Consider the following 11,139-nt stretch of genomic DNA (forward strand, 5'->3'; position numbering starts at 1 on the left):
GCCTGACATCCGGCCGCGTACCGGGAGCGTGTCGCTGTGCCCCCGGGTAGCGTCGGACACGACCGAGGGAGGCGTCACGGCGATGCAGGAGCACGGGGAGAGCGGAGACCGCGGGGAGCAGGTGGTCCGGCGGCTCGTCGAGGCCGCCGGAGTCGTGATCGACCGGGCCGGGTACGCCGGAGCGTCGACCCCGGAGATCCTGCGCCGGGCCGGAGTCTCCCGCGGCGCCTTCTCCCACCATTTCGAGGGCAAGGAACAGCTCGGCAACGCGATCCTGGACCGCCAGCACGCGTTCTTCCGGCAGATTTCCGAGCGGGCGGATGAGGGCCCGGCGCCCAAGGTCTGGCTCCAGGCGCTGATCGACATCAGCCACCTCTACACCGCCGGCATCCTGGAGGACCCCGTCCTGCGGGCCGCCGTGCGCCTGTCGATCGAACCGGGCCCCTACCTGACCGCCGAGAGCTACGCGGGCCCGCTCGGGGCCGTGGCCGCCGTCCTCGAATCCGCCCGTGCCGCCGACGAGCTCCAGGACCACGTCACCCCGGAGGAGGCGTCCCGGACCATCGTCGGCTGCTACAGCGGAGTGCAGCTCCTGGCTCTCGCCCTCGACGAGCGCGACGCCCTGCACCAGCAGGTCAGCGCCATGTGGGCCCTGATCATGCCCGGCCTCGCCCGCCCCGCCGTCCTCACCCGCCTGCGCCTGAGCGCACCGCCCGCGGGCACGGCGCGGCAGCGCTGACCCCCCGCCCGATCCGTACGGGACCTCCGTGCGGCCTCAGCGCCCGTACGGCTGCCAGCCGCGCAACTCGTCGTCGCGCGGGGCCAGGACCAGCTCCGGTGCGCCCGGGCCGAAGACGGTCACGGGCCGCCGGGCGTCCCAGGACGGCCACCCCGGGTCCCCGTCCGTCGCGAAATCCACCCAGGCCCGGTGCATCGCGTCCGCCAGCTCCTGCGGGGCGTCCGGGCCGGTCAGGGCCATCGTGTCGGGGTGGGCGAGCGTGTCGAAGACGAAGCCCAGCTCCAGCGCGTGACAGGCGCCGAGGCGCTGTACGGGGGTGGGCCAGCCGAACTCGTACACGTACGTGGCGCCCGGCGCGTCCGTCCGGGCGTCGGCCAGCCGGTTGAGCGGGACCCGCAGCAGCCGGTCCGTCGCGAGCGCGCCGAGGATCTCACCGGGGGTGGCGTCCGGGCGGTTGGCGCGGTAGACGCGGGCCGTGGCGCCCGGCACCCTGAACTTCAGCAGGGCGAGGCGGAGCCGCAGCGCGCTGATCCTCTCGGTGAGCCCGCCGGGCACGAACCAGAGCCGGTACTCCTCGGTGTTCGTCCCCAGCAGCAGGTCGATCCCGGCGGACGCGCCCGCGTGCAGTGCCGCCACGGGGTCGTGCGGCAGCAGTTCGCCGTCCACGACCAGCTGGAAGGAGTCGCGGCCGGTCAGCGGGTCCCCGCCGCCGGTGACCTCGGTCTGCGCGGTGAGCAGCGCCTCCGGGTCCACCGCGGCCAGCGCGGCGGCCGTCGCGGGGACCCCGAGCCGCTTCGCGATCCGCTCGGTCGTCCCGCGCGCTGCGGCGGGCGGCAGCGCGGCGGGCGCCCCGCTCTGGAGCACCGCCCGCCGCAGCAGCCCCGCGGACCGGGGCGAGGCCAGCAGGGCGGCGATGCCGACCGCCCCCGCCGACTCCCCGGCCACCGTCACCCGGTCCGGGTCGCCGCCGAACGCCGCGATGTTGTCGCGCACCCACTCCAGGGCGGCCAGCTGGTCCAGGAGCCCCAGGTTGGCGGGCGCGTCCGGGAAGACGCCGAAGCCCTCGACGCCCAGGCGGTAGTTGGCCGAGACGAGGACCACCCCGTCCCGGGCGAACGCGGATCCGTCGTACACCGGCACCGCCGAGGAGCCGTGCAGCAGCGAGCCCCCGTGGATCCACACGAGCACCGGCAGCCCGGCCGTGCCCCGCTCCGGCGACGGCGTCCACACGTTCAGGTTCAGACAGTCGTCGCCCGGCACCGCCGGATCCGGCAGCAGCCGGTCCAGCGGCGGGGCGTAGGGCCGCTTCGGGGCCGTCGGACCGTACGCCACGGTCTCGCGCACCCCCGTCCACGGTTCGGGGGGACCGGGCGCGCGGAACCTGCGCGCGCCCACCGGCGGAGCCGCGTACGGGATGCCGCGGAAGACCGCGACGCCCCGCTCCACCGCACCGCGCACGGTGCCGTGCACGGTCCTCACCTGCGGGGGAGTCCCCGCCACGCTGTCGGACATGATGCGTGCCCACCCCTCTCGCGGTGCGGTGGTCCGGGCGGCTACCTCAGGTAGACCAACCCGTCCGTGGTCAGCGTCGGGCGGCCCTTCGTGCCGACGACCACGATCTTGACCGTGTGCTTGGCACTGGAGGACCAGGACTTCGTCCAGATCGCCTGCCGGTACTTGGTGGCCGAGGACTTCAGGTCCACCGTGGCGGCCTTCTTCCCGTCGACGTAGACGTATGCCTGCCCCGAAGTGGCGGCCCGCGACACCACCCAGGCGGCCGACCGGCCGGTGAACGTCCAGGTCAGACTCGCGCCCTTGGCGCTGCTGGAGTACGACTTGCCGCCCAGGTAGCTGCCGGAGGACTTCGTGGTCCACTTGCCGCCCTTCTTGGCGGCGGACTCCTTGAGGATCACCGGGGTGCCGGAGACCGAGGCGGCGGCCGTGTTGCCCGCCCGGTCGTATGCCGTCAGCTTCCAGGCGGTGGCCCTGGCGGGCTTCGCGGTGTGCGAGGCGCTGCTCGTGGTCGGGCCGTACGTCTTCGCGACGGGGGCGGTCAGCCGGACCTCCTTGAGGGAGGCGGCGTCGGTGGCCTTCCACTTCAGGGTGAGCGGGACCGAGGTGGCGTTCACCGTGCCGGTGCGCAGGGTGAGGGCCGGCTTGGTGGAGAAGACCGGCGGTGCGATGTCGGCGACCACGGTCGCGACCGGCGACAGGGAGGTCTTCCCCGACTGGTGGACGGCCCGGACCTGCACGAAGTGCTTGCCGGCGGCGAGGGTGGCCGTCGCAGAGGTGACGTTGCCCTTGACCGAGGCCACCGGCTTTCCGTCGACGAGCAGCTCGTATCCCTTGACGAAGGAGGAGGGAGTGGCCGCCTTCCAGCCGACGGTGATCTTCGACCGGGTGTAGTACGTGGAGCCGGAGGCGCTCGCCCCGGTCACCGAGGAGATGGTGAGACCGGTGACGGGTCCGGCGGCCAGGGAACGGATGGCCGGGAGCTGTTGGTAGAGGGAGAGTCCGGGGCACTCGGTGGCGAACCCGTCCCGGTGCCCGGAGATCCGGGGGAAGGCGTACTGCCGGTCGGCGACGAAGTTCTTGTGGGCCATGTTCTTGCCGTTCGCCCCCGCGGTGAGCTGGACGGAACCGGCCGGGTCGCCCTGGTACTGGCCGAGCTTCCACGCGGCGACGCGGGCGACGGAGGTGGTCGCGGCGGCGGCGGCCTTGGTGTCGGTGTACATGCCGATCACGGCGATACCGGTGGTGTCCCGGTTGAACCCGTAGGTGTGGGCTCCCATGACGGGCCGGTCCACACCGCCCTTGCGGCCCTCGAAGACCGTGCCGCACTTGTCGACGATGAAGTTGTAGCCGAGGTCCTTCCAGCCGTTCGACTTCACGTGGTACGTGTGCAGACCGCGCACGATGGCCGCAGAGTCGGCGCAGGAGTACGCGTTCGTCTGCGCCGTGTGGTGGACGAAGACGGCCTTGACCCGGTCCAGGTAGTCGGGCGCCTCGGTGCTGAGCGACTCGTCGGCCTTCCAGGCCGCCCGGGAGACGATCGGCGGCTGGGGAACGGTGGACGGCGGGACGGGCGGGAGCGTCGGGGACGGGGAGCCGGGGGGCGGCGTCGGCGAAGCGGACGGCGTCGGGGGCTCGGTGCTCGGGCTCGGCGTGGGGCTCGGCGGCGCCGGCGTCTGGGTGGTCGGGGTGGGCGAAGGCGCGTCCGTGGGCTCCTCGACCGGCTCCTCCGTGGGCGGGGTGACCGGAGGCTCCTCGCCGGGCGTGGGCTCCTCGGAGGGGGTCTCCTCGACGCTGAACGCGGCCGGTTCGGCGGCGAGCGAGGTGGTGTCGCCGCCCGGGTCGACCGTGTCGAGCCGCAGCCCGTCGGGCAGTCCGGCCCGGGCGCCGTCACCGGCGCGGACGCGGACCTCGACGCCGTTGGAGGGGCCGACCCAGCGGGGTTCGGTGGTGCCGCGGACGCCGGACCGGCCGGTCTCGGTGCGGCCGTCGATCTCGGTGTCCAGGGGCAGCCAGCCGGTCCATTCGCCGGTGGCGGCGGAGCGGGTACGGGCCTCGACGGTCCCGGTCACCCGGGCGGCGGGATCGGTCCAGGTGACGCCGAGCAGACTGAACGGTTCGGCGTCGCGCCGCGCGAGCGACGCCGAGCCGCCGTCGGGCGAGGTCTTCAGCGCGGTCCTGTGCACATCGGACTTCACCGGGGCGGACTTGGCGTCCGCCGCCCGCCCGTCGCGGTCGGCGTCGGAGCTGCCGGTCACGCCCTGGAAGACCAGGACGCCCGCCACGGCCGCCGTCGTGACGGCGGCCGTGGTCCAGATTCTTCGCTGTGCTCTCACGTGTGATTCCCCGGGGACGACGCTGGCTGGAAGGCAGGGCATTCCGGCCGGTCAGTCGCTGACCGGGGGCACGGCGTCTCCGTCGGCCCGGCCGGTGGGGCGACCCGGGACATGCTTGCGGGCCTCAGTCTTCCATGCGGTCGAACCGCGCCCCGCCCCGCCCCGCCGCCGTCCGGCGGGAGACGTCCGGGCCCCGTCCGGCGGGAGACGTCCGGGCCGTCCGGCGGGGCGGAGGCGGTCGTCGCGGGCCGGGGCGCTCAGGCGGCGAAGTGCTGGGACAGCGAGTCCCGTTCGTCCCGTTCCACCAGATCCGGGCGGGTGTAGCGCTCGGCGCGCGCGTGGTAGTCGAAGTCGCCCCGCACGAGTCCCCGGTAGTCCTGGACACAGCGCTCCAGAGCCGCCCGGGTCGGGCCGCCGATGCCCGCCGCCTCGATTTCCTCGGTCAGTTCCCTTTCCGCCCGCTGCACCCGCTCGGCGATCCGGGCCAGTTGGACACCGGCCTCGTCGACCGCTTCCTGGAGGGTGCAGCCCCGGTCGCGCTGAATCAGCCGTACGGCGTTGTGCTCGTACCCGAGAGCGGCTTCCTTCTCGAAGGAACAGATGTCGTTGCAGAGACCGGAATGATCGGTGACCGCGTTCCGCAGGGCGATATACGCGGGCAGACTCCGGGCGGAATCCGGGAGGTCGATTCCGGCGGTGATCTCGTGCAGGCAGAGAAAGGGCTGCATGGCGACCGAATCCCGCCGGTGTTTGGCGAATTCTGCCCGGCTCGGCACCTGCCCGGCCGCGCGCTCGACGGCCTCGGCGTAGTACGTCCACAGCCAGGCGGCCGTATCCCGCCGGAACTGCCGGTTCCACTGCGGCGACCGGCCACGGCAGGTGCGGTCCCGCAGCCCGGCGAGCGCCCGCTCCATCGGCCCGCTCGGCGCGGCCCCGTCGAGGACGTCCACCAGGCGGGTGATCGCCGTCTCGCACATCAGCGGATCGCGTCCGGCCGGGCCGTCGTCGAACTCGTCGTCCACGAGGAAGGCCCAGAAGAGCCATTGACAGAAGAGGTCGAGATGTTCCTGTGTGGCCTGCGGGAAAATGAGCGAAATCCATAGTTCCGGGCGCGTCCGGATCATTTTCTTCCGGGCCGGCAGGGACAGGTGGAGACCTTCGGATTCGGCCCATTCCCAGGCTGCCTCGCGGGTTTCCACCAGGCCTGGATGGCATCCAGCACTCTGGAACGGCATGTGAAACGCCGGTAACGTGATATGGCTCATTGCAGCCCCTCGACTGATGAATGCGGGCGGACGATGTGAACGACGCATTCCGGGTGATCGGGCAGGGGACGGGCCTGCCCGGAGGCGGCTGCCGCGAGCCCGGCGGCCGGGCGGCGGGGCGACATGCGAGGTCGGAGTGCCATTGCAGGCTTCCTTCCTCCGCCGGGAGCCCGGGGCGTCGGGGCAGGGGCGGCGAGCCGATGGGCGGGCGCGTCACCATGGGTGATGCCCAGTCAACCCCGGGTGGGGGTGCGGAGGGAAGCCATTTGTGACCGAAAATGTTTGATCGTCAATAACTCTCTGATCGCTACTGGGTAGTTGATGACCTCGCGGGGTCCTCGGTGCGGCCGTGTCGGGAGTGGGACCGGGAGTGTCATGCGATGGGCGGAGTGATGGATTCCGGGTCGGGGCGCGCCTGCTTCCGGCCCGGGCGCGCCTGCTCAGATGCGCTTGAAGAACTCGACCTCGCCGACCGCGATCGGCCGTCCCTCGCCCTGGCCGGCGGCCTCCCGCAGCACCAGCTCCACGGAGACGACGTCGCTGATGCCCATCCGTGTCTCCTGCTTGCCGGGCTTGTCGTTGAGGGTCACCGTCTTCTTGTGCACCTTGTCGTCCTTCGTGGTGACGATCAGCTCCGCCCGGGTCGGCCGCGCGCCCCGCCGGAACTCCTGCGGCTCCTTCGACACACCGGTGTACACCACGACGCCGACCAGCCGGAACGGCGTCCGGAACGAGGCGGTCAGCGACGCGCCGAGCGCGGGGGCGCCCCAGTACTTGTTCGTCAGGGTGTCGATCGCCGCGCTCGCCGGGTGACCGGGAGCCGAGGCGCTGGCGGTCACCCCGGTGGGGCTGATCTCCCGTGTGCCGCCGAGCTTGTCCCGGACGTCCTCGTAGACGTAGCGCCCGAGCGGGAAGAACAGGAAGCCCGCCACCAGCAGTCCGGCCACGACGAGGACCAGCAGCGTCCGCCGCAGCGCCCGGCCCGAACCGCCGCGTACCCGGCGGCGGAACGGCCACACGGTGCGCCACCACGGCAGGGCGGCGGGCTGTTCCCGGGTCCGGAGCGGAGCGGCGCACCGCCGGCAGAACTGCCGCCCCGGCAGGTTCGGCGTGCCGCAGGCCGGGCAGGGCGGCCCGTCCGGCGTCTCGTCCGCCTCCACCGGCCGCACGACGGGCCGCCGGGCCACGGGCTTGGCCGGCCGCACCGCCCCGATGGGTTCGTCTTCCCCGTCCCCATCGGGCGTGCTCCTGGAAGCCGGGGCGGCGACCGGTGCGGATGCCGGGATTCCGGGACGTACGGGGGCGGGGGCTGGCCGGACCGGAGGCACGCGGGGAGTCGCCGGAACGGGGTTCGCCGGGGGCGTGGCGGGCTGCGGCGGTACGGGGGTGGGCGCGGGAGCCGGAGGCGTCGCGGGAGGCCCTGGCGCGGGAGCGGACCGGGGTGGCGCCGGCGGTTGTTCGGGGCGCGCGGGGGCGGGGCGCGCGGGCGCCTCGGGGCGTTCCGAGGGCGCCGGTTCGGGGCGCGGCGGCCGTTCGGGCCGCTCCGGGGCGTCGGGGGCGGGCGAGGGGGAGGGCGGGCCCGGGTCCGTTGCGGGCGGCGGCGGCGTCGGCCCGGCCGGGGTAGGGGTCGTGGCCGGGATCGGCGCGGGGCCGGGGCGGGCCTCCGCCTCCGCCGCTTCCGCTTCCGCTTCCGCTTCCGCAGCCGCAGCCGCAGCCGCAGCCGCAGCCGCCGCAGCACCAGCCGGCTCCGGCTTCGGCTTCGGCTTCGGTTCCGGCTCAGGGTCCGGTTCCGGAGCCGCCGCTCGCTTCGGCCGCGCCGGCTGCGAGGACCAGCCCAGGTATCCGCCGCAGTTGCCGCAGAAGTCGTCACTCTCGCCGTTGGCCGTACCGCACGCCGGGCACGAACGCATCACGTCAGCTTCCTGTCTGTTCGGGCTCGCCGGGCGGGCCCGGCAGGACCTCCACCCGGCAGGTGAGGTGGACGGGGCACGAGGCGGTGGCGACGTCCAGGACGCGGCGGGCGTCCACCGCGACACCCTCGCGCACCGGCCAGACCCGGACGAGCAGTTCACCGGTGGGCGGCGGCGGGAGAGCCGCGCCCGGCTCGGCCGACCAGGAGGCGCCCCCGCCGTCCCGGACATCCGCGTGCACCCCGCAGCAGAGCCGCAGCCGCTCGACGAGACCCCGCCGCGTGCCGCGCCACCGGTGCAGCTCCACGGCGCGGGCGACGACCGCCCGGCGCAGCTCGACCGGCCACGCCGGATCGGCCTCGACGCCCACCCAGGAAGCCAGCCAGGGCAGGAAGTCGGCCGGGGCCAGCGACGGGTCGAAGTAGGCGGGCAGGTTGTCCAGGGTGGACAGGACCGGGGCCAGCACCGTGTCCAGGCCCGCCGTGAACCGCTGGGCCAGGTCGTCGTCCGCGTACAGGGCGGGCAGCAGTTCGCCGATCGGGTACCGGCTGGGCAGCCCGGGTATCGCGGCCCGCGTCATACGCCCTCACCGGCCCCGTTCGCGGTGACCACCACCTGGTGCTGGTGCGAGAAGACCAACGCCCCCGGCGCCACGTCGACATGGTCCACCGCCGCCCCGCGCCGCCCGGTGATCGGGTCCGCCGGGAAGAGCCGGACGTCCTCCACCAGACCGGCCCCCTCCACACGCTGGAGCACGGCGAAGACCTCCCCGTACTGCACGGGCCTGCCGAACGGCCACCCCTGGCCGTCCGCCCCGCCCCGCAACGGGTCGATGTGCCGAAACAGCGCCTCCAGCGCCTCCACCCGGACCCGGTCCACATCGCCGGGCGCGGCCACCAGCCGGGCGACGACCGTGACGCCCTGGTAGGCGGGGGGTTCCACGAGCAGCCGGGTGCCGACAAGACGCCGCTCGTCGAGCCGCTCGGTGACCGCCGCGAGCACCGGGTCCGAGGGGATCAGCTGCTCGAACCGCAGCCGGCCGTCCTCGTCGGGGGTCGCGTCGGGCACCACCAGCACCCGTACCGCACCGGCCTCGCCCGCCACGGCCGGCAGACACCGCACCCGGCGCAGCGACGGCGCGGCCTCCCGGGCGATGACCTCGTAGTCCTCGGCCGTCACCGCCCGCTCCTGCACCCGCAGGATGTTGGGCGCGCGGACCTTCGCGTTCTCCACGGTCTCCCCGTCGACGCCGCCGGTCGCCGCCTCACGGTTGTGCACGCCCGCGACGTACGGCACCGAACTGCGCAGCACGGAGATCGCACCCCGGGCGACGTTGCCCGCCGCGCCACCGCCGGTCCGGTAGCGCGGGACGCGGAGCTGGGCGCCCTTCTCCGGCACCGCGCCGTACGCGCGCATCGTGCCGTCCGGCTCCCGCACCTCCGGCGGGAACGCGAACTCCCCGGCGACGGCGTCGATCCGCACGTGCCGGTCACCGGGGCCGGACGCGCCGAAGTGCTCGACCGGGGTCCACACCTGCCAGCCCTCGTCCGTCGACACCTGGACGACCGGCGGCTCCCCGTCCAGCAGCAGCGGCGCCCGGCCCACCGAGAACCGCTGCCCGGCGACGCCCTCGGACACCCCGAGGGGCACGTCGAGGACGGTCTCCGCGTGCTCGGCCGCCGCCGTGCCGCCGACCGTGAACACCTCGGCCTCCCGGATCGTCGGCGACTCCGAGTAGAACGGCTGGCCCGGCTCCGGGGCGGTGACCCGGCAGCGCAGCCACCCCGCCCGGGTCCCCGCCACGACGGAGGGGGTGTGCCCGGCCGGGACGAACACGATGACCTCGCCGGGCCTGTTCAGCCCGCCGGTGCTGTCGGTGCCGGTCGCACACGTCACCCAGCGGGCTCCGTCCCACGCCTCCCACACCAGCGGCGGCTGACGCGGGTCCACGCCCACGCCCTCCACCCGGCTGTCGAGGCGGACGGCGACGATGCACCGGGGCACGGCCGTCGGCAGGCCGAACAGCAGGGCGTCGCCGGGTTCGGGCCGGGCCTGGAAGCACGGGATGTCCTTGCCCGCCCCGAGCGGTCCCGTCCGGTCCGTCTGTTCGCCGGACACCGGTGCGGTGACCAGCCGGACCAGCGAACTCGGCACGATCGGCAGGTCGTCGGAGGTGGAGAACACCACCGGCTCCTCGGCCTCCCCCCGCGCGGTGGCGACCTCGGTGCCCGCGAGGAGGTGCACGGTCTCCGGCTGCGGCGCGGACAGCCAGAAGTCGATCTCGGCCCGCGCCACGGCCGGCGGGAACAGGGTCACGCCCAGCAGGTCGAGGAAGGCCGCGTAGTTCTTGTCCGGCACCCGGTTCAGCCGGTACAGCAACTGGTCGACCAGGTAGGCGAACGTCTCGATCAGCGTGACTCCGGGGTCCGACACGTTGTGGTCGGTCCACTCGGGGGAGCGCTGCTGGACGTACCGTTTGGCCTCGTCGACGAGCTGCTGGAAGCGCCGGTCGTCCAGATTGGGCGAAGGCAGGGGCATCAGCGAACTCCCGCTTCCCGAGCGGCCCCGGACGAGCTCTCGGCAGAGCCTTCCGACGACGGGATCGTGTAGAAGGGAAAGACGAGGTTGCGCAGGTCGTTGGTGGCCCGCACGGTGTAGTGCACGTCGATGTAGAGCGTGCCGTCCTCGATGGCGTCGAACGCGATCACCACGTCCGTCACCTCGATGCGCGGCTCCCACCGCTCCAGCGAGGTGCGGACCTCCTGCGCGATCCGCCCGGCCGTCGCCCCGTCGCCGGGCGCGAAGACGTAGTCGTGGATGCCGCAGCCGAACTCCGGGCGCATCGGCCGCTCGCCCGGCGCGGTGCCGAGGACCAGGCGGATCGCCTCCTCGATCTCGCGGTCCCGCTCGACCAGCGCGATCCCGCCCGTCGGCCCGACCCGCAGCGGGAAGCCCCAGCCGCGCCCGATGAATCCGCCGCCGCTCACATCGGGCCCCCGATCAGGACGTTCGGCGCACCGCTGATGATGGGCGCGCCGCAGCTGGTCTTATCCATCATCCGGGCGGCGGGCAGCCCGCCGATGAGCACCTGACCGGTGAGCGCGCCGGCCGGGTTGGGCATGATCACGTTGCCCGGCCCGAGCAGGGCGTGCGGGGGGATGACGCACACATGGAGGCTCCCGGTGACGGCCGCCGGCCGGCCGCCGATGAACACGGTGGCCACGGCCACCGCACCCGGGGGCGGGGTGCCGATGAGACCGCCGTGGGCGGTGCTGTCGCCCGTGCGGGCTGCGGGGGGCATGGCCGGGGTTCTCCTAGCGGTGAAAGGGACTGCGGGGCAATCGGACGTCGGGACGGTAGGGGTTCGTGGCGGACGG

The 11,139-nt window shown here is 74.0% G+C and carries 9 protein-coding genes; 1 reads left to right on the top strand and 8 read right to left on the bottom strand.

All coding sequences use genetic code 11. The annotated features are described in order from the left end of the window. Window positions 1-82 precede the first annotated feature (82 nt). Entirely contained in the window at window positions 83-739 is a 657-nt protein-coding gene (locus D581_RS0125060; protein ID WP_018959936.1) for a TetR family transcriptional regulator, read from the top strand. Between the two features lie 36 nt (window positions 740-775). Here the strand turns inward: D581_RS0125060 and D581_RS0125065 are convergent, their stop codons facing one another. The 8 genes from D581_RS0125065 to D581_RS0125100 all read right to left on the bottom strand — a co-directional run bounded on the left by D581_RS0125065 (window position 776) and on the right by D581_RS0125100 (window position 11,063). Continuing rightward, on the bottom strand, window positions 776-2,251 hold the full coding sequence (locus D581_RS0125065) for a carboxylesterase family protein (protein WP_026290890.1): 1,476 nt from the start codon (window positions 2,249-2,251) through the stop codon (window positions 776-778). 41 nt (window positions 2,252-2,292) lie between these two features. Further along, window positions 2,293-4,587 carry a peptidoglycan recognition protein family protein gene (locus D581_RS0125070; RefSeq protein ID WP_026290891.1) on the bottom strand — a complete coding sequence of 765 codons (2,295 nt, stop codon included), beginning with the start codon at window positions 4,585-4,587 and terminating at the stop codon, window positions 2,293-2,295. Window positions 4,588-4,844: 257 nt separating this feature from the next. Then, window positions 4,845-5,711, bottom strand: coding sequence for a terpene synthase family protein (locus D581_RS0125075; protein WP_018959939.1), 867 nt, complete (start codon window positions 5,709-5,711; stop codon window positions 4,845-4,847). 581 nt (window positions 5,712-6,292) lie between these two features. Continuing rightward, complete coding sequence (locus D581_RS1000000141695) at window positions 6,293-7,762, bottom strand: zinc ribbon domain-containing protein (RefSeq protein ID WP_199787836.1); 1,470 nt, start codon at window positions 7,760-7,762, stop codon at window positions 6,293-6,295. 4 nt (window positions 7,763-7,766) lie between these two features. Beyond that, window positions 7,767-8,342, bottom strand: coding sequence for a phage tail protein I (locus D581_RS0125085; RefSeq protein WP_018959941.1), 576 nt, complete (start codon window positions 8,340-8,342; stop codon window positions 7,767-7,769). Then, window positions 8,339-10,300 carry a putative baseplate assembly protein gene (locus D581_RS0125090; protein WP_018959942.1) on the bottom strand — a complete coding sequence of 654 codons (1,962 nt, stop codon included), beginning with the start codon at window positions 10,298-10,300 and terminating at the stop codon, window positions 8,339-8,341. Before D581_RS0125090 ends, D581_RS0125085 begins: the two co-directional genes overlap by 4 nt. Next, window positions 10,300-10,749, bottom strand: coding sequence for a GPW/gp25 family protein (locus D581_RS0125095; protein ID WP_018959943.1), 450 nt, complete (start codon window positions 10,747-10,749; stop codon window positions 10,300-10,302). The genes D581_RS0125090 and D581_RS0125095 overlap by 1 nt, the downstream gene beginning before the upstream one ends. Then, a complete protein-coding gene (locus D581_RS0125100) occupies window positions 10,746-11,063 on the bottom strand; it encodes a PAAR domain-containing protein (protein WP_018959944.1) in 318 nt (105 codons plus the stop codon). Before D581_RS0125100 ends, D581_RS0125095 begins: the two co-directional genes overlap by 4 nt. Between the last annotated feature and the right edge of the window lie 76 nt (window positions 11,064-11,139).

Source organism: Streptomyces sp. CNB091 (genome assembly GCF_000377965.1).

Excerpts from the sequence above, each read along its gene's own strand:
- D581_RS0125060 (WP_018959936.1), top strand. The coding sequence starts at position 83 with ATGCAGGAGCACGGGGAGAGCGGAGACCGCGGGGAGCAGGTGGTCCGG.
- D581_RS0125065 (WP_026290890.1), bottom strand. The coding sequence starts at position 2,251 with ATGTCCGACAGCGTGGCGGGGACTCCCCCGCAGGTGAGGACCGTGCAC.
- D581_RS0125075 (WP_018959939.1), bottom strand. The coding sequence starts at position 5,711 with ATGATCCGGACGCGCCCGGAACTATGGATTTCGCTCATTTTCCCGCAG.
- D581_RS1000000141695 (WP_199787836.1), bottom strand. The coding sequence starts at position 7,762 with ATGCGTTCGTGCCCGGCGTGCGGTACGGCCAACGGCGAGAGTGACGAC.
- D581_RS0125085 (WP_018959941.1), bottom strand. The coding sequence starts at position 8,342 with ATGACGCGGGCCGCGATACCCGGGCTGCCCAGCCGGTACCCGATCGGC.
- D581_RS0125090 (WP_018959942.1), bottom strand. The coding sequence starts at position 10,300 with ATGCCCCTGCCTTCGCCCAATCTGGACGACCGGCGCTTCCAGCAGCTC.
- D581_RS0125100 (WP_018959944.1), bottom strand. The coding sequence starts at position 11,063 with ATGCCCCCCGCAGCCCGCACGGGCGACAGCACCGCCCACGGCGGTCTC.